Origin of the sequence: Pseudomonas pudica (genome assembly GCF_015680405.1) — a bacterium.
GTDB lineage: Bacteria > Pseudomonadota > Gammaproteobacteria > Pseudomonadales > Pseudomonadaceae > Aquipseudomonas > Aquipseudomonas pudica.
Map to the genome: position 1 here is coordinate 48,751 of NZ_JADLJS010000025.1, position 24,288 is coordinate 73,038.

19 protein-coding genes are annotated in these 24,288 nt (G+C 64.6%); 6 read left to right on the forward strand and 13 right to left on the reverse strand.

Features of this window, described 5'->3' with window-relative positions; all coding sequences use genetic code 11:
• Position 1 precedes the first annotated feature (1 nt).
• Complete coding sequence (gene cra / locus IRZ77_RS17600) at positions 2-997, reverse strand: catabolite repressor/activator (protein ID WP_046616053.1); 996 nt, start codon at positions 995-997, stop codon at positions 2-4.
• Positions 998-1,281: 284 nt separating this feature from the next.
• Here cra and ptsP point away from each other — a divergent pair, with 284 nt between their 5' ends.
• Genes ptsP through IRZ77_RS17615 form a run of 3 tightly spaced genes read left to right on the forward strand, consistent with a single transcriptional unit; the run spans position 1,282 to position 6,818 of the window.
• Positions 1,282-4,134 (forward strand): phosphoenolpyruvate--protein phosphotransferase, encoded by a 2,853-nt coding sequence (gene ptsP / locus IRZ77_RS17605; RefSeq protein ID WP_196174005.1) that lies wholly within the window; start codon positions 1,282-1,284, stop codon positions 4,132-4,134.
• Positions 4,135-5,082, forward strand: coding sequence for a 1-phosphofructokinase (gene pfkB, locus IRZ77_RS17610; protein WP_196174007.1), 948 nt, complete (start codon positions 4,135-4,137; stop codon positions 5,080-5,082).
• Complete coding sequence (locus IRZ77_RS17615) at positions 5,079-6,818, forward strand: PTS fructose-like transporter subunit IIB (protein WP_196174009.1); 1,740 nt, start codon at positions 5,079-5,081, stop codon at positions 6,816-6,818. The genes pfkB and IRZ77_RS17615 overlap by 4 nt, the downstream gene beginning before the upstream one ends.
• A gap of 121 nt (positions 6,819-6,939) precedes the next feature.
• Here the strand turns inward: IRZ77_RS17615 and IRZ77_RS17620 are convergent, their stop codons facing one another.
• Positions 6,940-7,161, reverse strand: a complete 222-nt coding sequence (locus tag IRZ77_RS17620; RefSeq protein ID WP_046616074.1) for a DUF3820 family protein — start codon at positions 7,159-7,161, stop codon at positions 6,940-6,942.
• 203 nt (positions 7,162-7,364) lie between these two features.
• Between IRZ77_RS17620 and IRZ77_RS17625 the strand changes: the two genes are divergently transcribed.
• A complete protein-coding gene (locus IRZ77_RS17625; protein WP_046616057.1) occupies positions 7,365-7,841 on the forward strand; it encodes a ferritin-like domain-containing protein in 477 nt (158 codons plus the stop codon).
• Here the strand turns inward: IRZ77_RS17625 and IRZ77_RS17630 are convergent.
• The 11 genes from IRZ77_RS17630 to norR form a co-directional block, all read right to left on the reverse strand.
• The gene (locus IRZ77_RS17630) at positions 7,838-9,328 is read right to left on the reverse strand and encodes a GGDEF domain-containing protein (RefSeq protein ID WP_196174011.1); all 1,491 of its coding nucleotides are present in this window, start codon (positions 9,326-9,328) and stop codon (positions 7,838-7,840) included. The two genes, IRZ77_RS17625 and IRZ77_RS17630, sit on opposite strands and share 4 nt — an antisense overlap.
• 223 nt (positions 9,329-9,551) lie before the next feature.
• On the reverse strand, positions 9,552-10,886 hold the full coding sequence (locus tag IRZ77_RS17635; protein ID WP_196174013.1) for an OprD family porin: 1,335 nt from the start codon (positions 10,884-10,886) through the stop codon (positions 9,552-9,554).
• A gap of 205 nt (positions 10,887-11,091) precedes the next feature.
• Positions 11,092-11,316, reverse strand: a complete 225-nt coding sequence (locus IRZ77_RS17640; RefSeq protein WP_085600709.1) for a hypothetical protein — start codon at positions 11,314-11,316, stop codon at positions 11,092-11,094.
• A gap of 315 nt (positions 11,317-11,631) precedes the next feature.
• Complete coding sequence (locus IRZ77_RS17645; RefSeq protein ID WP_153670680.1) at positions 11,632-13,020, reverse strand: heavy metal sensor histidine kinase; 1,389 nt, start codon at positions 13,018-13,020, stop codon at positions 11,632-11,634.
• The gene (locus IRZ77_RS17650) at positions 12,995-13,669 is read right to left on the reverse strand and encodes a heavy metal response regulator transcription factor (protein ID WP_196174015.1); all 675 of its coding nucleotides are present in this window, start codon (positions 13,667-13,669) and stop codon (positions 12,995-12,997) included. Before IRZ77_RS17650 ends, IRZ77_RS17645 begins: the two co-directional genes overlap by 26 nt.
• Positions 13,670-13,678: 9 nt before the next feature.
• Positions 13,679-16,771, reverse strand: coding sequence for a multidrug efflux RND transporter permease subunit (locus IRZ77_RS17655; RefSeq protein WP_196174018.1), 3,093 nt, complete (start codon positions 16,769-16,771; stop codon positions 13,679-13,681).
• Complete coding sequence (locus IRZ77_RS17660; RefSeq protein ID WP_196174020.1) at positions 16,768-17,931, reverse strand: efflux RND transporter periplasmic adaptor subunit; 1,164 nt, start codon at positions 17,929-17,931, stop codon at positions 16,768-16,770. The genes IRZ77_RS17655 and IRZ77_RS17660 overlap by 4 nt, the downstream gene beginning before the upstream one ends.
• Before the next feature lie 293 nt (positions 17,932-18,224).
• Positions 18,225-18,959, reverse strand: coding sequence for a YkgJ family cysteine cluster protein (locus IRZ77_RS17665; protein WP_196174022.1), 735 nt, complete (start codon positions 18,957-18,959; stop codon positions 18,225-18,227).
• Complete coding sequence (locus tag IRZ77_RS17670; protein ID WP_046616065.1) at positions 18,956-19,267, reverse strand: hypothetical protein; 312 nt, start codon at positions 19,265-19,267, stop codon at positions 18,956-18,958. Before IRZ77_RS17670 ends, IRZ77_RS17665 begins: the two co-directional genes overlap by 4 nt.
• Before the next feature lie 88 nt (positions 19,268-19,355).
• Positions 19,356-20,255, reverse strand: coding sequence for a chemotaxis protein (locus IRZ77_RS17675; RefSeq protein WP_046616066.1), 900 nt, complete (start codon positions 20,253-20,255; stop codon positions 19,356-19,358).
• A 182-nt stretch (positions 20,256-20,437) separates the two neighbouring features.
• Positions 20,438-21,991: a nitric oxide reductase transcriptional regulator NorR gene (gene norR / locus IRZ77_RS17680; protein WP_196174025.1), complete on the reverse strand. Its 1,554-nt coding sequence runs from the start codon at positions 21,989-21,991 to the stop codon at positions 20,438-20,440.
• Between the two features lie 154 nt (positions 21,992-22,145).
• Between norR and hmpA the strand changes: the two genes are divergently transcribed.
• Both hmpA and IRZ77_RS17690 read left to right on the forward strand, forming a co-directional pair.
• Positions 22,146-23,324: an NO-inducible flavohemoprotein gene (gene hmpA, locus IRZ77_RS17685; RefSeq protein ID WP_196174026.1), complete on the forward strand. Its 1,179-nt coding sequence runs from the start codon at positions 22,146-22,148 to the stop codon at positions 23,322-23,324.
• A gap of 400 nt (positions 23,325-23,724) precedes the next feature.
• Positions 23,725-24,231, forward strand: coding sequence for a disulfide bond formation protein B (locus IRZ77_RS17690; protein ID WP_039613829.1), 507 nt, complete (start codon positions 23,725-23,727; stop codon positions 24,229-24,231).
• Positions 24,232-24,288 lie beyond the last annotated feature (57 nt).

Below are 24,288 nucleotides of genomic sequence, written 5' to 3' on the forward strand. Positions count from 1 at the left end.
TTCAGGCCGCTGTAATGCGTTGCTTGAACGTTCGACCGACGGCATGCACGCCAGGTTCGTAGCGTTTGTCCTCGATCGCGGCCAGTGCCAGTTCCAGGGCGGTGGCGGCAATCAGGCCATGCTGCTGGGCCATGGCATTGACTGGCAGCGGCAGGAAGTCGAGCAGCTGGTTGTCGCCAAAGGTACCCAGTTGCAGCTGGCGCGAGTCGGCAGGGCGCGCTTGCAGGGTGTCGAACACCCCTTGCAACAGCACGTAGGAGGTAGTCACCAGGGCGTCCGGCAGGCCGCCAAGGTCGTCGATCAACTGCTGCATCAGGCGCTGGCCGCACTCACGGCTGAACGCTTCGCCCTGATAGCGGCGAACTTCGCCGGCATAGCCTTGCAGTGCTTCGTCGAAGCCGCCGGCACGTGCCTGGCTGACCGACAGCTCGGGGCGTGCGCCGATCAGTGCGATGCTGCGCGGGGCGGCGTTGAGCAGGCTGGCGGCCAGCTGGCGGCTGGCATCGCGGTCGTCGCTGATCACCGAGCAGAAGTGCGCAGGGTCCAGGCGGCGGTCGATGGCGATCACCGGCAGGCCTTTGTCCTGCAGTTCGCGGTAGCTGTCGTCCTCTGGCGGCAGGCAGCTGGCGACAAACAGTGCATCGCAACGGCGGGCGCGGAACAGCTGCTGCAACTGGCGCTCGCTGTCGGGCTGGTCGTCGCTGCTGGCGATCAGCAACTGGTAGCCGCGGGCGCGGGCACCTTGTTCGAGTTGCTTGGCGATGCGGGCGTAGCTGGGGTTCTCCAGATCCGGGAGAATGAAGCCCAGGGTGCGGGTATGCCGGCTGCGCAGGCCAGCGGCCTGCGGGTTGGGGGTGAAGCCGTGGGCCTCGACCACCGCGCGTACCCGCTCGACAGTGCTGTTGCTGATGCGCTGCTGTTCGGCCTTGCCATTGATGACGTAGCTGGCAGTGGTCACGGACACACCGGCCAGACGGGCGATATCGCTGAGTTTCACCGAATTTTCCTTGTTATTACCGGGGCTGGCTGTGAGCCCTGACCGGGTATTTTGACCCGGCGAGGGCGCCACGCGCAGACGACCATTGTCGCAATTGTCCGACAGGATGGGGCTTTTTCCTCGGCAGATTATCGAGTAACGTGGCCGCCTGGTCAGATTAATCGTTTCAGCTGCCGAATTTTCTGCCTCGGCTGCCATCCATGCAAGGCTGTTGAACTGGCCGTTCATGTGAATTTCACAACAATACTCCAGTACCCGACCGGGAACTGCAAAAGGAGAAGGTCATGCTCGAGCTCGCCAAGGAGCAGATAGCCATGGGCCAGAAGGCCGCCGACAAGACCGAGGCATTGCGCCTGCTGGCCGACCGGCTGGTCACTGACGGCCTGGTCGCCGAGGGTTACCTGCAAGGGCTGCAGGCCCGAGAGACACAAGGCTCCACCTTCCTTGGGCAGGGCATTGCCATCCCCCATGGCACGCCGCAGACCCGAGACCTGGTGTACGCCACCGGCGTGCGCCTGTTGCAGTTCCCCGAGGGTGTGGACTGGGGCGATGGCCAGATGGTCTACCTTGCCATTGGCATCGCCGCCCGTTCCGACGAGCACCTGCGCCTGCTGCAACTGCTGACCCGCGCGCTGGGCGAGACCGATTTGGCCGAAGCATTGCGCCGCGCCGGCTCCGCCGAGGCGTTGCTGAAACTGTTGCAGGGCGCGCCACAGGAACTGGCGCTGGATGCACAACTGGTCGGCCTGAACCTGCCGGCCGAAGACTTCGATGAACTGGCCTGGCGCGGCGCCCGCCTGTTGCAGCGCGCCGACTGCGTCGACAGCGGTTTTGCCGCCGTGCTGCAGCAGGCCGAGCCGCTGCCGTTGGGCGAGGGCCTGTGGTGGCTGCACAGCGAGCGCCAGGTGCGCCAGCCGGGCCTGGCCTTCATCACCCCGCAGCAGCCGCTGCGTTACCGCGACCAACCGCTCAACGGCCTGTTCTGCCTGGCCAGCCTCGGTGCAGCCCACCAGGCCTTGCTCGAACGCCTGTGCGAAGTGCTCATCGAAGGCCGCGGGCAGATGCTCTACCAGGCCACCAGCAGCCGCGCGGTGCTGGAGGTGCTGGGCGGTGAGGCACCGGTGGACTGGCCCAGCGCGCGCGTGGTGCTGGCCAACCCGCATGGTTTGCACGCCCGGCCGGCAAAGGTATTGGCGCAGCTGGCCAAAGGTTTCGAGGGGGAAATACGTGTACGCCTGGTCGACAGCGCGCAGCCAGCGGTGTCGGTGAAGAGCCTGAGCAAGCTGCTCAGTCTCGGTGCCCGGCGTGGCCAGGCGCTGGAACTGGTGGCTGAGCCAGGCATCGCCGCCGATGCCTTGCCGGTGCTGCTGGCCGCCATCGAGCAAGGCCTGGGCGAAGAGGTGGAGCCACTGCCACAGAGCGCGGCGACCGTAGCAGGCGCAGCCGCCGAAGTGCTGCAAGCGCCCGCAGCCGGTAGCCGCATCCACGGCGTGGGTGCGGCGCCCGGTATTGCCAGTGGCCCGGCGCATGTGTGCGTCGAGCGTGAGTTCGACTACCCCCTGCGCGGCGAGTCCTGCGTCCTGGAGCGGCAGAAGCTGCGTGAAGCCGTGGCGACTGTCAATGGCGAGCTGCAGGCCTTGGTCCAGCGCAGCGACAAGGCCATTGGCGAAATCTTCGTCACCCATCAGGAAATGCTCGCCGACCCGGCTCTGACCGATGATGTCGAGCAGCGCCTGGGCCAGGGCGAGAGCGCCGCAGCCGCCTGGATGGCGGTGATCGAGGCGGCGGCGCGCCAGCAGGAGTCGCTGCACGATGCCTTGCTCGCCGAACGTGCTGCTGACCTGCGTGACATCGGCCGCCGTGTGCTGGCGCAGTTGTGTGGTGCGCAGGCCCAGGCTGAACCCGAGCAACCCTACGTGCTGGTGATGACCGAAGTCGGCCCGTCCGATGTCGCCCGGCTGGACCCGAGCCGCGTAGCCGGTATCGTGACCGCCCAGGGTGGCGCCACCGCCCACAGCGCCATCGTCGCCCGTGCCCTGGGCATCCCGGCGGTAGTGGGCGCGGGGGCGTCGATACTGCTGTTGGACAGTGGCACGCCGTTGCTGCTCGATGGCCAGCGTGGCGTGGTCAGCGTGGCGCCGCCAGCGGATGAACTGCAACGGGCCCTGGCCGAGCGAGACCTGCGCGAGCAACGCTTGCAGGCCGCCTGGGCCAACCGCTTCGAGCCGGCGGTCACGCGTGATGGTCACGCGGTCGAGGTGTTTGCCAACATTGGCGAGAGCAACGGCATTGCCAAGGTAGTGGAGCAGGGCGCCGAAGGCGTGGGCCTGCTGCGCACCGAGCTGATTTTCATGGCTCACACCCAGGCCCCGGATGTGGCGACCCAGGAAGCCGAGTATCGCCGTGTGCTCGATGGCCTCGACGGGCGCCCGCTGGTGGTACGCACCCTTGATGTTGGCGGGGACAAGCCGCTGCCGTACTGGCCGATCGCCGCCGAGGAAAACCCGTTCCTCGGCGTGCGCGGCGTACGCCTGACCCTGCAGCGCCCGCAGGTGATGGAGGACCAGCTGCGCGCCTTGTTGCGCGCGGCCGACCAGCGCCCGTTGCGCATCATGTTCCCGATGGTCGGGCAGGTGCATGAATGGCGCGAGGCGCGCGCCATGGTCGAGCGGCTGCGTGCCGAGATCCCGGTAGCCGACCTGCAACTGGGCATCATGGTCGAAGTGCCCTCGGCGGCGCTGCTGGCACCCCAACTGGCGCGCGAGGTGGACTTCTTCAGCATTGGCACCAACGACCTGACCCAGTACACCCTGGCCATCGACCGTGGCCACCCCAGCCTCTCGGCCCAGGCCGACGGCCTGCACCCGGCGGTGCTCAGCCTGATCGACATGACCGTGCGCGCCGCCCATGCCCATGGCAAGTGGGTGGGCGTGTGCGGCGAACTGGCGGCCGACCCGCAGGCAGTGGCCGTGCTGCTGGGCCTGGACGTGGACGAACTCAGCGTCGCCGCGCGCAGCATTGCCGAAGTCAAGGCCCTGGTCCGCCAGGCCGATCACCAGACGGCCCGCGCCCTGGCGCGCGAGGCCCTGCAACAGGACAGCGCCGCAGCGGTTCGCGCGCTGGTGGAGCGTTACTGAATGGCCAAGATCCTCACCCTCACCCTGAACCCGGCGCTGGATATCACCATCGGCCTGGATACCCTGCGCCCGGGGCAGGTCAACCGCAGCCATGAGCAGCACAGCCACGCCGCGGGCAAGGGGCTGAACGTTGCCCAGGTACTGGCCGACCTGGGGCACAGCGTCACCGTTGGCGGCTTCCTCGGGCGTGACAACCTGCAGCCCTTCGAGGCGCTGATCTACTGGCGCGGCTTCGTCGACTGCTTTGTCCGCGTGCCGGGCGAAACCCGCAGCAACATCAAGCTGGTCGAGGATGATGGCCGTGTCACCGACATCAACGGCCAAGGCCCGGAAGTCGACGAAGCGGCACGTAGTGCATTGCTGCGGCGCCTGACGCAGATTGCCCCAGGCCACGACGCGGTGGTGGTGGCTGGCAGCCTGCCGCGCGGGATCAGTGCCGAGTGGTTCCGCCAGTTGCTCGAACAGCTCAAGGCGCAAGGCCTCAAGGTGGTCCTGGACAGCAGCGGCGAAGCCCTGCGTGCCGGCCTGCAGAGCTCGCCCTGGCTGGTCAAGCCCAATACCGAAGAGCTGGGCGAGGTGCTTGGCCTGGCTGTGGATGACCCGGCGCAGCAGCGCGCTGCTGCCGAGCGCCTGCTGGCCAGTGGCGTCGAACACGTGGTGGTGTCGGCGGGTGAGCAGGGCGTCAGCTGGTTTACCAATCGCCATGTCGTACATGCTTGCCCGCCCAAGGTGCAGGTTGCCAGCACGGTGGGCGCAGGTGATTCGCTGGTGGCAGGCATGGTCCACGGCTTGCTGCAGGGCGAAGCTCCGGCAAAGACCTTGACCCGCGCCACCGCGATCGCTGCACAGGCTGTTACCCAGGTTGGTTTCGGTATCCGTGACCGCGAGCAACTGGCGCGTCTTGAAGCCGCCGTGCAACTGACAGAACAACAAGAGGGTTGCCGATGAACATTGCCATTGTCACTGCCTGCCCGAACGGCCAGGTGTCGAGCCTGCTGAGCGCGCGCTTGCTGTCCGCCGCTGCACAGCGGCGCGGCTGGAGCACCAGCGTCGAAGTGCAGGATGCCGGCCACCCCGAGCGGCAACTGAGCGCCGCGCAGATCGCCGAGGCCGACTGGGTGCTGGTAGTCAGCACAGGCCCGGTGGACCTTGAGCGTTTCGTCGGCAAGCGTGTGTACCAGAGCACGCCGTCCCAGGCTTTGGCCGACCGCGAAGGCTTCCTCGATGAGGCAGCTTCCAAAGCCTGTCTGCTGGCCACGGTGCCAGGCCTTCTGGCCGAAACTGGCAGCGCTGGCGCACGCATCGTTGCCGTCACGGCCTGCCCAACTGGCGTTGCGCATACATTCATGGCTGCGGAAGCCTTGCAGCAGGCCGCGCAGCAACTCGGCTACCAGCTCACCGTCGAGACTCAGGGCTCGGTCGGTGCGCGCAACCCCTTGTCCGCCGAAGCCATCGCCGCAGCCGATGTAGTGCTGCTGGCCGCCGACATCGAAGTGCCCACCGCGCGTTTCGCCGGCAAGCGCATCTACCGTTGTGGCACCGGTATCGCCCTAAAGCAGGCCCGTGCCACCTTGGACAAGGCCTTGGCCGAAGCCAAGGTGGAAAACAGCAGCGATGCTGCAGCGGCGAGCACGCCAGCGAAGGGCGAGAAGACCGAGGTATACAAGCACCTGCTCACCGGCGTGTCGTTCATGCTGCCGATGGTGGTGGCTGGCGGCCTGCTGATTGCCCTGTCGTTCGTGTTCGGTATCGAGGCCTATAAAGAACCGGGCACCTTGCCGGCGGCGTTGATGCAGATCGGCGGTGAGGCTGCGTTCAAGCTGATGGTGCCGCTGCTGGCAGGCTATATCGCCTGGTCCATTGCCGACCGCCCGGGGCTGGCGCCCGGCATGATCGGTGGCCTGCTGGCCAGCACCCTGGGTGCCGGTTTCATCGGTGGTATCGTCGCCGGCTTCCTCGCCGGCTATAGCGCCAAGGCCATTGCCCGCTGGGCACGCCTGCCCAGCAGCCTGGAGGCACTCAAGCCGATCCTGATCATTCCGCTGCTGGCCAGCCTGTTCACCGGCCTGGTGATGATCTACGTGGTCGGCCAGCCGGTGGCGGCGATGCTGGAAGGGCTTACGCATTTTCTCGACAGCATGGGTACCACCAATGCCATCCTGCTGGGCCTGTTGCTGGGTGGCATGATGTGCGTCGACCTGGGCGGACCGATCAACAAGGCGGCCTATGCCTTCTCGGTGGGGCTGCTGGCCTCGTCGAGCTATGCGCCGATGGCGGCGACCATGGCCGCCGGCATGGTGCCACCAATTGGCCTGGGTATCGCCAGCTTCCTGGCCCGACGCAAGTTCGCCCAGAGCGAGCGTGAAGCGGGCAAGGCTGCCCTGGCGCTGGGGCTGTGCTTCATCTCCGAAGGGGCTATCCCGTTTGCCGCCAAGGACCCGCTGCGGGTGATCCCGGCCAGCGTGGCCGGCGGGGCATTGACCGGGGCTTTGTCGATGTACTTCGGCTGCAAGCTGATGGCGCCGCATGGCGGCCTGTTCGTGCTGCTGATCCCCAATGCGATCAACCATGCGCTGCTGTACTTGTTGGCGATCGTGGCGGGCAGCCTGCTGACGGCGGTGGTGTATGCGGTGATCAAGAAGAGCGAGCGGGTGGAGTTGGCGGTAGCGCCGGTGAAGGGTTAGAGATTTCAGCGGGCCTTACTGGCCTCTTCGCGGGCACGCCCGCTCCCACAGGGTCACTGCAAGCTTCAGGATCATGCAGTACCTGTGGGAGCGGGCGTGCCCGCGAAGAGGCCGGAACAGGTCATCGCCGATGCTTCTGCCGCAACGGCACCAGCAGCTCACCCAGCCCGTTGTGGTCGATCTCGTGCATCAGCGCCAGCAACCCACCCAGTTCCCCCGCCGGGAAACCCTTGCGCGCAAACCAGGCCAGGTAATCCCCCGGCAGGTCGGCAATGATTCGTCCCTGGTACTTGCCAAACGGCATGGTGCGGGTCACCAGCAGTTCGAGGGTTTCCGGCTTCATCATCGGCGCACCTGGCTGTCGAAAAGCGCCGACCATACTGCAATCTGCACGAAGGCCCAAGCGGCAATCATGCAGAACGCCGTGTTCAATCTTTACCGGTATATTTATATCTATTTGATTTTAAAAGATTTTATATATGGGGCTCGCTTGGCACGAAGGCTGCTCCCTTACAGATGACTATCACCTGCCAAGGAGTTTGTGCCATGAGCAATCCCAACAAAGACGTTATCGACGTGCTCAACGACCTGATCGAGTACAGCAAGGATGGCGAGAAAGGCTTCAAGGCCTCGGCCGATGATGTGAAGAACCCAGAACTTAAAGCGTTCTTCGTTCAACGTGCCGGTGAGTGTGCCAATGCGGCTGGCGAACTGCAGAGCGAGGTGCGTCGCCTGGGTGGTGACCCGGAAACCTCTACCAGCATCAGCGGTGACCTGCATCGGGGTTGGGTCAACCTCAAGGCGATGGTCACCGGCAAGGATGAGGAAGCGGTGCTGAACGAGGTGGAGCGGGGCGAAGACCATGCCCTGAAGGCCTATAAGGAAGCCCGCGAAAAACTGGTGAAGTTGGGCCGCACCGCCAGCGACCAGACCTACAACCTGGTGGAAAAACAGTTGCAAGGTGTGCAGCGCAACCATGACCAGGTCAGGGCCTTGCGCAACGCCGCACGCGCTCGTAGCTAGTCGGCAGGCCCCTCTACCCGGTTGCGGCCCTTGGCCTTGGCCCGGTAGAGCGCTTCGTCCGCAGCACCCAGCACTCTCGCCAGATCGTGCTGGGTGCCTGACAGGCCGATGCCGATGCTCACCGTTACCGAGTGGGCATCATCGGCAAACGGCGCCAGGGCCTCGACACTGGTACGAATGCGCTCGGCCAGCAACTGCGCACCTGCCAAATCGGTTTCCGGCAGCACCACTTGAAATTCCTCCCCACCGTAACGCGCAGCCAGATCGGCCGGGCGGCGTATGCACGCCTCGATGGTCTTTGCCACCTCGCGCAGGGCATGGTCGCCACCGGCATGGCCATGACGCTGGTTGAACGCCTTGAAATGGTCCACATCCACCATCAGCACCGCCAGCGGCTTGCGGTTGCGCTGGGCACGTGCCCATTCCTGGCGCAGTACCTGATCCAGGTGACGGCGGTTGGCCAGGCCGGTCAGGCTGTCGGTGGCGGCCAGGGTCGCCAGGCCCTGTTCGGCTTCGTGGCGGCGGCGTAGTTCGCGGCCCAGCAGCAGGGTCAGCCAGAGGATGCCCACACACAATACACCGGTGGCGACGCTGACCAGGGTTGCAGTGCGGCGCCAGGATTCGAACACGTCTTCGGCCGAATGCACGACCAGTACGATCAGCGGCAACTGCGCGACCCGGGCGAAGGTGTACATGCGCGGTTTGCCGTTGCGGCTGGAGCGGGCGGTGAAGCTGCCGCTCTGCTCGCTGAGAATGCGTTTGAAATTGGGCCGCTCGGCATAGTTGCTGCCAATCCGCGGGTCTTGTGCGCGGCTGGGCTGGCGAGCCAGCAGTTGGCCGTCAGTGTTGAGCAGGTTGATGCTGCTGTCTTCTCCAATGTCCAGGCGCTGAAACAGCTCACTGAAGTACGACAGGCGCAGTGCACCCGCTGCCAGGCCGGTGAACTCGCCATTGGCGCCGGAGATACGCCGGCTGAAACTGATGCACCAGCCCAGGTCGCCGAGCCCGGCCTTGAACGGCGGGCCCACCAGCAGGCCGAGGTTGGCATTGTGCAGGTGCGCCTGGAATATCCCTGTGTCGCTGAAGTTGGCCTTGCGTGGCACGCTGCTGGTGGAATCGCCCACCACATTGCCTTGCTTGTCCAGCCACAGCACCTCACCGCGCTTGCGGTCGACGAAGGCTTCATTGAACAGCAGGCGTTGGCGAACCGGGCCGGGGATTTCCGGCAATTCCTTGCGCCCGACCGCCCAGATCAGGCCCTGCAGCGACTGGTCGTAGAGTTCGACGTTGCGCAGGATGTCGCTTTCGATCAGCTGGACGATATTGTTGGACGAGCGAATTGCCGACAGCTCGACATTGTCGCGCTCGCGCGCCAGCAGATAACTGACGATGGCCACGATGGCGAGCACGGCAAGGCAACTGCCCAGGTTGAGGATCAGCTCGGGGTGCGACCTGTAGAGTGCGAAACGCGGTAATCGGGTGGTCATGCTCGCTACTGCGTGGGCAGGGCCATTCGCGGCGGCGACATTCTAGGGAAGCGGGGATTGTCGGACAAGATTTGTCCGACGGAATCACGCCGGGGCTGCTGCGCAGCCCATCGCTGGCAAGCCAGCTCCCACAATTACCGCACAAGGCTTGAGGTCTATGCGGGCGATGTGGGAGCTGGCTTGCCGGCGAAACGAGGGCGAAGCCCTCGCATCCGGTCCTGGATCAGAACACGTTCAACGGGTAATCCATGATCACGCGCAGTTCATCGTTGTCGCTGTTGCTGTCGATCGATGCATAGCCCTGGCTGCCACGGTGGGTGGCATAGCGCACCAGCACCGACAGGTCCTTCAGATCACCCTCCTGGAACACATACTTCACGTCCAGGTCGCGCTCCCAGTGCATGGCATTCTTGCCATCGGCACGGTAGTAGTCGTAGTGGGTGGTTTCCTGGACGGCCTTGGTCAGGTCGGCCTCACCGCGCGAGTACGACAGCACCGTGGTCAGGCCAGGGATGCCCACGCCAGCGAAGTCATAGTTGTACTGCAGCTTCCACGAGCGCTCGTTCGGAGCGTTGAAGTCCGAGTACATGCGCGAGTTGTCCAGGTAGATGCTGTCGCCCAGGTTGATGTAATCGAACGGCGTGTTGCCATTGACCCGCTGGTAGGCGGCGGTGACGCTGTGGAACCCGGCGTTGACGGTGAAATGCACGCTGTAGGTGTTGTTGTCGATCTTGCCCAGCAAGGCCTGGCCGGTGTCCTGGGTGTGGTAGAAGTGCACGCCCGGGTTCAGGCTTACCAGGTCGTTGACCGCATAGGTGTAGTCGAAATCGGCGTAGTACTGGTTCCAGATGTCCTTCAGCTCGGCCGCATACAGGTTGGCGGTGATGTCAGGGGTACCGCTCCACGACGCGCCGGCCCAGTTCAGGTGCTTGCTCTTGTCATGCTCGCCCAGCGAACCGTAATAAGTGTCGATGCGGCGGTGGCCACTCTGGTTGTACGGCTTGGTGAAGCTCACCTGGCCGCCTTCGAGCAGCAGGCCGTCGATGCTGGTGTTGGTCAGGCTTACACCACGGAAGGTCTGCGGCAGCATGCGGGTTTCGCCGCCAGCGATCACTGGGTTGGTGAGGAACAGGTCACCGGCTTTGAGCTCGGTGTCGAACGCCTTGAGCTTGACTGCGGCACCGGCGGTGGAGAACGAGTGCGGGGCAGCACCCAGTTCGTCTTCGTTCTTTTGGTGAGTAGGCAGGATGCTGGTGCCAGCATGGCCGCCGCCACCGTCGAGCTTCAGGCCCAGCATGGCGTGGGCGTCCAGGCCAAAGCCGACCACACCTGGGGTGTAGCCCGACTCGAAGCGTGCAACCGCGCCCTGGCCCCACTCGCGGGTGTCGCGCACGCCGGCGTTGTGGTTGTCGCGGTTGAAGTAGGCATTACGGAAATGCAGGTTGAAGGACGAGCCTTCGATGAAGCCATCAGCCTTGTCTTCATCTGCCTGGGCGGCGAAAGGGATCGTTGCAGTCAACGCAATGAACAGCGGGGTAAAACGAAACGCGGAAGGCACCGTTACTAGCTCCTTGGGTCTGGCGGTGGGGCAGTTTTTATTTTTGAATGTGCGTCTTTTTTATAGGTGGACGTTACAGCTTGGCTGATAGTTGAAGCACATAAAAAAAGCCGCTGATCGGCAGCGGCTTTAAAAGGCTAACATATCGGCACCGGTGGTGCCCATGGCGTAGCCAAGGGAAAACGGGAGCAGCGAGAGCGCTTTATCAGCTGTCGGCATTGGCATCGACAGAGATCTTGGAAGCTGTCTGGTTTGCGTCTTTCGCGGTGTCTGCCTGTTGCGCGGCTACGGTTTCGCGGGCCTCTTGGTGGACCGCGGCGAACTCGGCATTACGGGTGACGAAAGCCTTGGATTCTTCAGCCATGGCCAGGGGCGACAACAACAGGGAAGACAGGACGAAAACGCTGGCAATACCCATACTGTTGGACATTTGAAACTACCTTCTTGCGGTGCAAGTGCTAATGAGGACGGGGGTAAAGTTAGTCCTTTCAATGCACTTGAAACAGAGCGAAGCGCGATAAGCACTGTTGCGTAAAAGGTAACTATCGCAGGAAAAGCAATTGGACTTTCGCCGCAAACCTGCATGCTAGAGGGCCTACGCGGTCTTTACTTTTGTGGGAGCGGCCTTGTGTCGCGAAAGGGGCGCGAAGCGGCCCCAGGTTCTGTGCCATGGCAGCATTTGTCGGGGCTGCTGCGCAGCCCTTTAGCGACACAAGGCCGCTCCCACATCGACCGCGACCTCCTGTCAGGCATGGGTGGGTAGCCTGATACCAAAGGTATTGGCCCCAGCGGCACTACGCACGAACACTTCCCCACCATGCATCAGCGCAATCGCCTTGACGATCGCCAACCCCAAACCATGGTTACCGCCGCCACTGTTGCTACGTGCCGCATCCACCCGGTAGAAGCGTTCGAACAGCAACGGTAGATGCTCATCGTCGATTGCCGGCCCCGGGTTGCTCACGGCGATGCTGACCTGCTCCGGCCCGGCATCGATCTGCACCTTGATCACCTGGTGCGGTGCGGTGTGTTGCACGGCGTTGTTCAGCAGGTTGATCAGCGCCCGGCGCAGTTGGGCCTTTTCGATGGGCGCCTGGGCATCGCCGCTCACGCTCACGCCGACCTGCGCGTCTTCGAGAATGTAGTCCAGGTAATCGAGGGTGGTCGCCACTTCCTCGGCCAGCGAGGCTTGGGTCAGGGCCGTGGCCTTGCTGCCTTGGTCGGCACTGGCCAGGAACAACATGTCGTTGATGATGCTGCGCAGGCGCTCCAGCTCCTCAAGGTTCGATTGCAGCACTTCGAAGTAGTGCTCGGCGCTGCGTCCGCGTGTCAGCGCCACCTGGGTCTGGCCGATCAGGTTGGTCAGCGGTGAGCGCAATTCGTGGGCGACGTCGGCGTTGAAGGCTTCGAGCCGTGTATAGGCTTGGCTGACTCGGTCCAGTGCGGCATTGAAGGCGCTGGCGAATTGGGCCAGCTCCGGTGCCAGGCTCTCAGTCTGCAGGCGCCCGTCCAGGCGCGGTGGCGCCAGCGCCTGGGCCTCAACGGACAAAGCCAGCAGCGGGCGCAGGCCGATGCGCGCCACCCAGTAGCCCAGCAGCGAGGCCAGCAGCACGCCGAGCACCGCCAGCCCGACAATCGCTACCAGCAGGCTGTGCTGGGCCTGCCAGAAAGTTTCGGTGTCTATGCCGATCAGAAAGCGCAGCGGCGGCCGCTCGCCCAGGGCCGGCAATTCGCTGACCAGCACCTTGTAAGGGTAGGGCCGGTCGGGCAGGCGCAGGTCGCGCATGCCCTGCGCACCTTCGGCGAAGGCGCGGACCAGCTCGCTGGGGTGCCCGTATTCGTAGGCCGGGTTGCTGCTGACCACCCAGAAGCGAATACGCTTGTCCTCTTCACTGAGCAGATTGAGCTTGTTGTTGATCTTGACCCAGTGCTCCGGTGTGCCGAAGCGGTTGAGGGTGGACTCGAGCACGCTGAAGCGCGCATCCAGCTCGGCCTGCGGCAACAGGTCGAGGCTGCGGTCGACCTGGCGGTACAGCGCCGAACCGATCAGCAGGAACACGCCCAGCGCAACCAGGATGAACAGCGCCGACAGGCGCAGTGCGATGGAATTACCCCGCACGGTTTTCCAGGACATAGCCCATGCCTCGGATGGTGTGCAGCAACTTGTTGTCGAAAGGCCCGTCGAGCTTGGCGCGCAGGCGCTTGATCGCCACTTCGACGACGTTGGCATCGCTGTCGAAATTGATGTCCCAGACCAGCTCGGCAATCGCCGTCTTCGACAGGATTTCACCTTGCCTGCGGGCCAGCACGCTGAGCAGCGAGAACTCCTTGGCCGTCAGCTCCAGGCGCTGGCCGGCGCGTGTGGCCTTGCGCGCCATCAGGTCTACCCACAGGTCACCTACCTGCACCTGCAGTGGTTCATGGTTGCTGCTACGGCGGGTCAGGGCTTGCAGGCGGGCGACCAGTTCGAGGAAGGAAAACGGCTTGCCCAGATAGTCGTCGGCACCCTCGCGCAGGCCATGGATACGGTCTTCGACCCGTTCACGGGCGGTCAGCATGATTACCGGTGTCTGCTTGCGCGCGCGCAGGGCGCGCAGCACGCCATAACCGTCCAGGCCTGGCAGCATCACATCCAGCACGATCACCGCGTAGTCACCTTCCAGGGCCAGGTGAAGGCCGTCGATGCCGTCCCGCGCAAGGTCGACGGTAAACCCCTGCTCGCTGAGGCCGCGATGCAGGTAGTCGGCCGTTTTTTCTTCGTCTTCGATGATCAGCACACGCATGGTCTTGTCCTAACTGGCACTGGGCGCCGCCGCACGGGCGGCCCGGCGGCGGTGGAACAGGCGCTCCAGGGCCAAGTATATGACCGGGGTGGTGAACAGCGTCAGCGCCTGGCTCACCAGCAGGCCGCCAACCACGGCGATGCCCAGTGGCTGGCGCAGTTCGGCGCCGGTGCCGAAGCCGAACATCAGCGGAACCGCGCCGAGCAAGGCGGCCAGGGTGGTCATGATGATCGGCCGGAAGCGCGTCGGGCAGGCCTGGTGGATCGCCTGCTCCGGGGTCAAGCCCTGGCGGCGTTGGGCTTCGAGGGCGAAGTCGATCAGCAGGATGCCGTTTTTCTTGACGATGCCGATCAGCAGCACCACGCCGATCAGCCCCATGATGCTGAAGTCCTGGCCCATGGCCCACAACAGGATCAGTGCGCCGAGGCCGGCCGAGGGCAGGGTGGAGATGATCGTCAGCGGGTGGACGAAGCTTTCGTACAGCACGCCGAGGATGATGTACACCGCCACCAGCGCTGCCAGGATCAGCCACGGCTGGCTCGACAGCGAGCTCTGGAAGGCCTGGGCCGCGCCCTGGAAGTTGCCGCTGATGGAGTCGGGCATGCCCAGTTCGCGCTGGGTGCGCTCGAGGATGGTCACGGCATCGCCCAAGGCCACGCCCGGGGCCAGGTTGAACGACAGGTTGGCCGCCGGGAACAGCCCGTCGTGGCTGATCGACAGCGGCCCGGTGCTGGGCGGTGCCACGTGGGCCACTGCCGACAGCGGCACCATCTCGTTGGTCAGCGGCGAGCGCAGGTAGAAGTAGTTGAGGCTTTCGGCCTTGCCGCGCTGGCGGGCATCCAGTTCGAGGATCACCTTGTACTGGTTGGTCTCGGTCTGGAATTCACTGATCTGCCGCTGGCCGAAGGCGTCGTACAACGCCTGGTCGACGTCGGTGGTGGTCAGGCCGAAACGTGCCGCGGCCTGGCGGTCGATATCGATGCGGGTGACGCTGGCACCCAATTGCAGGTCATTGGACAGGTCGCGAAACGCCGGGTTTTCCCGCAGGCGCTCGGTCAGGCGCTGGGTCCACAGGTTCAGTGCCATGCCGTCGTTGCTCTTGAGCACATACTGGTACTGGGTGCGCGACGGGCCGGAGCTTAGGTTGATGTCCTGGCCGGCACGCATGTACAGGACAATGCCCGGTACCTGGGCCAGCTTGGGCCGCAGCCGGTCGATCAGTTCGCTGGCCGATACATCGCGTTCGCCACGCGGCTTCAGGGCGATCCAGAAGCGGCCGTTGGCGATGGTCTGGTTGCTGCCGGTGACGCCCACCGAGTGGGAGAACGCGCGCACCGCCGGGTCGGCCTCGATGATTTTGGCCAGCGCCTGGTGCTTCTCGATCATCGACGGGTACGACACATCCGCCGCCGCCTCGCTGGTGCCGAGGATGAAGCCGGTGTCCTGCAGCGGGAAAAAGCCTTTTGGGATACCCACGTAACCGGCCACCGCCAGGGCCAGGGTCAGGCCGAACACGCCGAGGGTCAGGCGCTGGTGGGCGAGGGCGTGGTCCAGGCCCTTTTCGTACCACCCGACCAGCCGCTCCCCAAAGCCACCCTTGTGCTCTCCGGGCGGGCGACGCATGAACAGTGCGCACAGGGTTGGCGCCAGGGTCAGCGAAACCACCACCGAAATCAGGATGGTGGCGGTGGCGGTAAGGGCGAACTCCTTGAACAGCCGGCCGACCACGCCGCCCATGAACAGCAGGGGGATGAACGCGGCGATCAGCGAAAAACTGATCGACACCACGGTGAAGCCGATTTCCCCGGCGCCCTTGAGCGCCGCTGTGCGGCTGTCGTCGCCGGCCTCCAGGTGGCGGTGGATGTTCTCCACCACGACGATGGCATCGTCGACCACGAAGCCCACCGAGATGACGATGGCTACCAGCGTCAGGTTGTTCAGGCTGAAGCCGAAGATGTACATCAGCGCGCAACTGGCGATCAGCGATACGCCGAGCACGCTGGACACCACCAGGGTCGCAGACCACTGGCGCAGGAACAGCGCCATTACCCCGATCACCAGGGCCACGGCGATCATCAGGGTCAGCTCCACTTCATGCAGCGAGGCGCGGATGGTCTGGGTTCGGTCCTGCAGCACTGACACTTCGACCGAGGCCGGCAGCATCTCCTGCAGTTTGGGCAGGGCAGCCAGAACCCGGTCCACGGTATCGACGATGTTGGCGCCAGGCTGGCGGAAAATCACCAGGTTCAGCCCGGGTTGGTCGCCGGACCAGGCTTTGACGTAGGCGTTCTCGGCGCCATTGATCACCTTGGCCACGTCCTTCAGATGCACCGGTGCACCGTCACGGTAGGAGACGATCAGCTGGGCGTAGTCGTCGGGGTGGAACAACTGGTCGTTGGCGGCGATGGTCGACACGCTGTGTTCGCCGTACAGCGCGCCCTTGGCCAGGTTCAGGCTGGTCTGTTGGATGGCTTGGCGCAGGTCGGCCAGGGTCAGGCCGATGGCGGCCAGTTTCTCGGGTTGCGCCTGCACGCGGATCGCCGGGCGTTGTTGCCCGGTGATGTTGATCAGGCCGACCCCGTCAATCTGGCTCAGTTGGCGCGCGAGCAGGGTTTCTGCGTAGTCGCTGAGGTCGTTGCCAGGCATCTGGCTGGAGCTGACCGTCAGCACCAGTACCGGGCTGTCGGCCGGGTTGACCTTGCGCCAGGTCGGCGGGTTGGGCAGGTCTTGCGGCAGGCGCGCAGTGGCGGTGTTGATGGCCGCCTGCACTTCCTGGGCGGCGGTGTCGATGTTCTTGTCGAGCGTGAACTGCAGGATCAGGTTGGTTGAGCCCAGTGCGCTGCTGCTGGTCATCTGGGTCATGCCGGGGATGGCGCTGAACTGCACTTCCAGCGGCGTGGCCACCGACGAGGCCATGGTTTCCGGGCTGGCGCCTGGCAGCTGGGCGGTGACCTGGATGGTCGGGAAGTCGGCTTCCGGCAGCGGTGCAACCGGCAAGCGCGGGAAGGCGATGGCCCCCAGCAGCACCAAGGCGAAGGTCAGCAGCAGGGTGGCGATGGGGTGATCGATGCACCAGGCCGAAACACCGTTGCGCGTGTTCATGGCTGGCTCCGGCGGTCGGCTATTTCTGACGGCGCGGGGGCGTCGGGGGCCACCTCGACCCGCGAACCGGGCTTGAGCCGCGAGTGGCCATCGAGCACCAGGCGCTCGCCCGGCTTGACCCCGGCGATGACGTTAAGCCCGCTGTCCTGGTACAACACCTTGACCGGCACACTGGTGACCTTGTCACCGTCCAGGCGGTAGACGAAATGCCCGTCGACGCCGCGCTGTACCACTGGCGGTGGCACTACCAGGGCGTTTTCCTCCACGGCGGTGCGCAGGCGGATGGTGACCAACTGGCCCGGCCACAGGTGGCCGTCCTTGTTGTCGAACTCGGCTTTTACCCGCACGGTGCCGGTGGTGGCGGAGATCTGGTTGTCGATCAGTGCCAGGTGGCCTTCACCGAGCAGGCTGCGTTCGCCGTCGGCATCCATGTAGGCCTGAACCAGTGCCGGGGTGGGCGCCTTAAGCAGGCTTTGCAGGGTTGGCAGCATCTGCTGCGGCAGGGAGAATTCGACGGCGATCGGATCGATCTGGGTGACGCTGAACAGGCTGCGGGTATCGCTGGTACGCACCAGGTTGCCGGGGTCGACGTTGCGAATACCCACCCGGCCGGTCACTGGCGAGCGGATCTGCGTGTACGACAATTGCACCTCGGCATTGGTGATGGCCGCCCGGTTGCCCTTGACCGTGGCTTGCAGGCGGTTGACCAAGGCCTGCTGCTGGTCGAGGGTCTGCTTCGACACGCCGTCGTCGGTACTCAGCAGGCGGTAGCGCTGCAGGTCGACGTCAGCTACCTGGATCTGCGCCTGGCTCTGGCCGAGTTCGGCGCGGGCCTGGTCGAGGCTGGCCCGGATGGCTCGGTCGTCGAGGGTGGCCAGCAGGTCGCCTTCCTTCACCCACTGGCCTTCCTTGACCAGCACCTGGGTCAGTACCCCCTCCACTTGCGGCCGCACTTCGACGCTGTGCAGCGACAGCACCGAGCCGATGGCGCTGGCGTAGCGCGGCACGTCCTGCTGCACGACACTGACCACGCGCACCGGGATGGCGGTTTGCGCACGGGCGGCAGGTGCTGGCTGGCGCTGGCCGAACCAGATACCCGCTACCGCCAGGACCAGGAGCGCCAGGGCGGCGAGGATGACAGGGCGGGACGGACGTCGCATCGGCGCGGGCACCTTGGCCAGAGGGGATGGGAATGGTTGTCTGTATTCAAACTTATAGCCCCCGAACCGGGTCGGCAGCGTGACCGCTGGCTGACAGCGCTGTCAGTTTTGCCTGCACCACCATCACACATCTGGCATGCGAACTGCGACCCCTGTGGGAGCGGGCATGCCCGCGAAGAATACAACGCGATGGATGGCACCGGCTGCGCCGGTGTTCGCGGGCACGCCCGCTCCCACAGGGACCACGGCAGGCTTTGGTTCTTGAGCAAGGCAGTTGCCCTGCAAGGGCATAGCTAGAAGCTGATGAAGGCGTAATACACCGGGGGCTCGTTGGTGGTGCGCAAACCATGTTCCCGCAAACTCGCCACCAGCGCCGCGTCCTCCACATGCAGGGCCCACTGTGCCCGACCAACCTCTGGTACCTGGGCCAGGGCCGCGCTGAACGCGCCCATGTCTGGCAGATAGGCAGTAAACCCGTTGCCCTTGAGCGCACTGGTGGTCATGCCCAGCGCCTGGCACACCGCCACCTTGGCGGCGATGTCATCGCGGTCGGCCTGGCGCGAGGCCTGCACCAGCGCCTCCAGCCCGGCATCGACCAGTTGCGTGCCGTGAATCAGCTCCGGCCCCTGTTGCCAGGCTTCCGGCGGGCAGTCCTTGCTGCCTGGCCGCAGCGGGATATGCGGGTTTATTTCCACCGGGTAGATGCGGCAGACCAGCGGGCGCTGGTCATAGATAGTGCACAGGTCGTTGTCGTCGAGGTTGCGGCAGCGCCCGGGGTTGAAGGCGGCAAAGGTCACCGATACGCGCGCCTCGCCTTCGCCACAGGGCACAGGGTGGGAACGACGCAGCACATGATCACGCTGTTCTACCGGCATGCCGGGGCCGTCTGCCACGAAAGCTTCGATCAGCACCACCACCTGGCCGTCGTTGTTCGCCCAGCGGCGCGCTTCCGCCAGGGTCAAGGGCACGTGGTGGCCGGTACAGCACTTGCCGCAGCCGGTACAGGCGAAACGCAGGCTGTCGGTCACTTGACCTCCGGGCTCCACTCGCTGACGAAGGCGCGCTGGTGCTGGCGGTCGTACAGGCACAGCTCGGTGCCGGTGCGTTGCTGCATGTGCTTCTGGGGGTAGACACCTTCGATCAGCAGGGCGCTCATGCCGATCTGGTCATCGAACTCGGCGGGCTTGCTTCGGGCGTGGGCATCCTTGAACTGGCTGGCGGCCAGGCAAGCCTTGAGCATCTGCTGGCGCTGCTCGTTCCAGGCCTGGCTGCTGGAGGCTTGGGCGATACCGCTGAAGAGGGCGCAACTGATCAGGATAGAGCTGAGAAACTTCATACGCGATTCCGGCAAGTTACTTGCGAGGGGCGCGAATTATGCCCGACTCGACCCCGGCGGTAAGCCGGGGAGTTTGTCTCCGAATATATCAACGCTCGGCGAACACCACAGCGCGCGCCGCCACCACCAGACAATCGGTCAGCTCCGGCGAGGAGAATTTGGTGAGGATGGCATTGGCCCCGGCCTGGGTCGCCTTTTCGCTGCTCATGGCGCTGTCCAGAGAGGTGTGCAGCAGAATGTAAAGGTGCTGGAAGTCGGGGGTTTCGCGCAGGGTTCGAGTGAAGGCGTAGCCGTCCATTTCGCTCATTTCGATGTCGGAGACGATCACGTTGATTTCCTGCGCGGTGCCTTGCAGTTCAAGCAACACGTTGATGGCGTCCTTGGCGCTGCGCGCGGTGTGGCATTCGATGCCGAGGTTGCGCAGGGTGTGCACCGACTGCTGCAGGGCCACCTGGCTGTCGTCCACCACCAGGATGTTGGCGGCGGCCAGCAGGCTGGCGTCTTCCTCGCTCAAGTTGCCGTGAGGCTGCTCGGGCACCGGTGGGGCGATGGCGTGGATGACTTTTTCGATGTCCAGCACCTGCACCAGGGTGTTGTCGACCCGGGTCACGCCGGTGATGAACGAGCGGCTGCCCGAGCCGTAGGGTGGTGGTTTGATGTCGGTGCTCAGGCAATGCACGATGCGGCTGACCGCTTGCACATGCAGGCCCTGGCGTGAGCGGCTGATCTCGGTGACGATCAGGCAGCCGCCGTCCGGGTCGGCCAGCGGCCGTTCGCCAATGGCCCGGGACAGGTCGATGACCGACAGCGAATTGCCGCGCAGGGTCGCCACGCCTTTCACGTGGGGATGCGATTCGGGCAGTTTGGTCAGCGGCGGGCAGGGGATTATCTCGCTGACCTTTAGCAGGTTGATTGCCATCAACTTGCCGCTGCGCAGGGTGAACAGCAGCAGGGACAGCGAATCCGCGCGGGCATTTTGCGTGGCCATGGTGACCTTCGTGGGGAACAGGGGATAACCGGTTATCGGCCTGTTCGGGCTTGGCTTTAGTCATTTTGCAGCGAGCCAGGGAATGCTCCGGACCCTGTGGGCTTTAGCCGCGAACACCGGCGCAGCCGGTTCCATGCACCGCTTGGATTCTTCGCGGCTACAGCCGCTCCCACAGGTATCAATCAGCGCAGACCCAGCCGACGAGCCAGGCGACTAAGGTTGGCGCGGTCCAGGCCGAGTTCCCGGGCAGCCGCTGCCCAGTTTTCTCCGTGCCGCTGCAGGCAGGCCTCGATCACCTGGCGCTGGTAGCTGTCGACAGCTTCACGCAGCCCCCCCTCGGGTAGCGGCGCTGCTGGCGAGGGCGCGGCAGGGGAGGGCGGGGTGCCGGGCGTTGCCGTTGCGCGCAGGTCCAGGTCGATGGCTTCCAGGGTGAGGATGCGTGGCCTGTCGGAATGTTGGCCCAGCGCCTTGAGCGCCGAGCGGCCGATCAGGTGTTCCAGTTCACGCACGTTGCCTGGCCAGTCGTAGGCCAGCAGCGCGGCCTGGGCCTCGCTGCTCAGGCGCAGGCTGTTCAGGCCCAGGCGCGATCGGTTCTGTTCGAGGAAATAGCCGGCCAGTAGCAGCACATCGCGCCCACGTTCGCGCAACGGCGGCACATGCAGCGGATATACGCTGAGGCGGTGGTAGAAGTCGGCGCGGAAATTGCTATTGCGTACTTCTGCTGCCAGGTCGCGGTTGGTGGCTGCTATCAGGCGCACATCCACCCGGTGTTCGCGGTCCGAGCCCAGGCGCTGCAACTGGCCGCTCTGCAGCACGCGCAACAGCTTGGCTTGCACCGTCAATGGCAGCTCACCGACTTCGTCGAGGAACAAGGTGCCGCCATTGGCCAGTTCGAACTTGCCGCGGCGCTCGCCATGGGCACCGGTGAAGGCACCGCGCACATGGCCGAACAGTTCGCTTTCCACCAGGGTATCGGGCAGGGCGGCACAGTTGAGGCTGACCAGCGGTTTGTCGGCGCGGTTGCTGGCCTGGTGCAGGGCCTGGGCCACCAACTCCTTGCCGACACCGGTCTCACCGGTGATAAGCACGGTCAGGTCGCTGCCACCGACCAGGCGGATTTCCTCCACCAGGCGCTTGTGCGCGGGGCTCTGACCAATCAGCTCTTTGTCCTGGCCGCTGGCCTGGCGGTAGATCTCCGCGCGGTGGTGTTCGTCTTCCGCGCGCAGGGCCAGGTGCTCGATGCGCTCGGCCACGGTGACCGTGGCGGCGGCCAGGCTGGCGAAGGCCTGCAGGGCACCCAGCTCCAGGCTCTGGAATTGCCCGGGGGTGAGGGCATCGAGGGTAACCAGGCCCCAAGGGCGCTCATCGACCATCAACGGGCAGCCCATGCAGTCATGTACTTCCAGGTTGGCATCGGGGGCGTTGACCAGGCCGTCGTAAGGGTCGGGCAGCTCCGAGTCGCTGGCGAAGCGGGTTGGTTCCGCGCTGCTGAGCAGTATCTGGAAGCGTGGGTGCTCGCTGACCCGGAAGCGCCGGCCCAGGGTATCGGGGCTCAGGCCGTCCACTGCCAGCGGCACCAGCCACTCGCCGTCCAGGCGCAGCAAAGCGGCGGCATCGCAGGGCAGTAGCCCACGCATGGCCTGCAACAGGCGGCGATAGCGCTCCTGGTCGGGCAGGTCGCGGGAAAGGTCGCTAACCAGGGGCAGCAGGGTGGTGAGCAGAGGCTTCGTGGTCATATAGACTCCTGTGAGTCGATATGACTATACGTCGAAGTGGGTCGTTTTGACATGACCTGCGTCAACCCACTGATTTTGCTGGAGATAAATGTTGGCACGATTGATGTAACAGCTCGAGCAGTCATTTGAAGCCACAGGCTCAGGAGTTGTTGCAATGCTCAATGCCGAACAACGTGCAATCATCAAGGCCACTGTCCCCCTGCTGGAAAGCGGTGGCGAAGCGCTGACCACTCACTTCTACAAGATGATGCTCAGCGAGTACCCGCAAGTGCGCCCGCTGTTCAATCAGGCCCACCAGGCCAGCGGTGACCAACCGCGCGCCCTGGCCAACGGCGTGCTGATGTATGCCCGCCACATCGACCAGCTGGAGCAGCTTGGCGGCCTTGTCGGCCAGATCATCAACAAGCACGTTGCCCTGCAGATTCTGCCGGAGCACTACCCGATCGTCGGCAGCTGCCTGCTGCGCGCCATCGAAGAAGTGCTGGGCAAGGAGATCGCCACCCCTGCGGTGATCGACGCCTGGGGCGCGGCCTATGGCCAGCTGGCCGATATCCTGATCGGCGCGGAAGAGAACCTCTACAAGCAGAAGGAAGAAGCCGAAGGCGGCTGGCGCGGTACCCGCGAATTCCGCCTGGTGCGCCGTGAGCAGGAAAGCAGCGAGATCGTTTCGTTCTACTTTGCCCCGGTGGATGGCGAGCCGGTGCTAAAGGCCGAGCCTGGCCAGTACATCGGCCTGAAGCTGGACATCGACGGCGCCGAGCAGCGCCGCAACTACTCCCTGTCTGCACTGTGCGACGGCAAGGAATACCGCATCAGCGTCAAGCGCGAGGCGGGTGGCAAGGTGTCCAACTACCTGCACGATGTGCTGGCGGTGGGCGATACCCTGCAGCTGTTCCCGCCGGCAGGCGATTTCACCCTGGCAGCGAGCGACAAGCCACTGGTGCTGATCAGCGGTGGCGTGGGTATTACCCCGACCCTGCCAATGCTGCAGGCGGCACTGCAAACCCAGCGTGAGGTGCATTTCATTCACTGCGCCCGTAACGGCGCCGTGCATGCCTTCCGCGACTGGATCGACGAGCTGGCCGAGCGTCACCCGCAGCTCAAGCGCTTCTACTGCTATGCAGAGCCGCAGGGTGGTGCCGCCGCTGATGCCGTGGGCCTGCTGAGTGAGGACCTGCTCGGCGAATGGCTGCCGCAAGAGCGAGACGTGGATGCCTATTTCCTCGGGCCCAAGGGCTTCATGGCGGCGGTCAAGCGCCAGCTGAAAGGCCTGGGTGTGCCAGAGCAGCAGAGCCGCTACGAGTTCTTCGGGCCGGCGGCTGCGCTGGAGTGATGTAGTGCCTGCACCGGTCTCATCGCCGGCGTGCCCGCGAAGAGACCCGTGCAGGCTTGCAGAATACTTATACGGGCCGCTGGGCCGCACCTCAACTATCTCCCTATATATAAAGGAGAGATGAAAGCGGCTGTGCAGCTTTCATCTTTAATCTTCCTTTAATCACGGTATCCTTCACTCCCGGGTGTCGAGGGGCTTGCCCCTGCGCGGCACCCGGGCAGCCGCTTTTTTTGCCGCCCGGCGTTGAACCGACGTCGTTGCGACCGGTCTCAGCCACACCGGATAGCCCTGCGCAGCGCTATCACGCCGCTTCCTCGGCACGCTCAAAGGCCCTGCCCAGCGTGTAGACTTGCGCCAGGCAGGCGGATCACGCTGCCACTATCCATCGAAGGAACCGGCAATGAACGAACAAACATCGCGCCTGAATCGGGAACGGCGCTTTCTGGTACTGTTGGGCCTGATCTGCATTTCGTTGATCGGCGGCGCCCTCTACATGCAGATAGTCCTGGGCGAGGCACCATGCCCGCTGTGCATCCTGCAACGTTATGCGCTGTTGTTCATCGCCGTGTTCGCCTTCATCGCCGCGGCGATGCCCGGGCGCCGTAGCCTGACCTTCTTCGAGGCCCTGGTGGTACTCAGCGCCATTGGCGGAATCGTTGCGGCCGGCAACCATGTGTATATACTCGCCAACCCAATGGTCAGTTGCGGCATCGACACCCTGCAGCCGATCGTGGACGACCTGCCGCTGGCCAAGCTCTGGCCGCTGGTGTTCCAGGTCGACGGCTTCTGCAGCACGCCGTACCCGCCGATCCTCGGCCTGTCGCTGGCGCAATGGGCGCTGGTGGCGTTCGTCCTGACGGCCGTCCTGGTTCCGCTCGGCATCTACCGCAACCGACGCCAGGCTTAGACAAAAGTCCCGAATGGCATGGGGTCTTTTACGCCGCATGAGAAGAGGGAAAATTGG